1 protein-coding gene is annotated in these 628 nt (G+C 69.4%); it reads right to left on the bottom strand.

Features of this window, described 5'->3' with window-relative positions; translation table 11 throughout:
- Nucleotides 1-226 precede the first annotated feature (226 nt).
- On the bottom strand, nucleotides 227-628 hold a 402-nt coding region (locus tag ADL03_RS49230), incomplete at its 5' end, for an endonuclease/exonuclease/phosphatase family protein (protein ID WP_197289204.1).

Here is a 628-nt window from a genome sequence, read left to right as displayed (position 1 = left end):
GGCCAATGCGGGGTGGTGGGCCATGGTGCGGAACAGGTTGCTGGGGATGCCCCAGGTGGCGATGCTCAGCTCGTAGGCGGCTTCCACTTCGGCGTTCATGCCGGCGCGGGGCAGTGGCGGCACGCGGGTGCCGGTGGTGGGCAGGACGAGTTCGTCGGCCATCGGTTCAGTCCTCCAAGGGGTGTGACGCGGGCGGCTCTCGGGTGCGACCGGTGGGGACTCGTGGTCACGGGAACGTGAGCCGGACCAACTGGGGGTCGTGGTCGCTGACCTGGTCGGCGAACTCGGCGTTGACGTGGACGATGTCGTAGTCGTAGCTGCCTGCGATCAGGCTCGGGCTGAGCAGGACGTGGTCGAGGACTTGGGCGTTGCCCTGGTAGATGTAGGTGTAGCGCTGCGCTTTGGGCAGGGTGGCGGGCAGGTCGGTCAGACCGAGGTTCTGCAGCGTCCGTAGCGGTGGCGAGAATTCGGTGTCGTTGAAGTCGCCCGCGAGCACCAGTCGTGCGTTCGGGTCGCTGTCCAGCAGCCGGCGGGCGAATTCGCCCAGCAGGGCGGTCTGCTCGCCGCGCGGGACGCGGCTGGGTGTGCGGGGCGGCTGGAAGCGGCCGAAGGTGGGGTCGTCGCCGCG

Origin of the sequence: Nocardia sp. NRRL S-836 (assembly GCF_001279525.1) — a bacterium.
Classification (GTDB): Bacteria; Actinomycetota; Actinomycetes; order Mycobacteriales; family Pseudonocardiaceae; genus Lentzea.
This window is presented reverse-complemented; position numbering and strand designations above follow the sequence as displayed.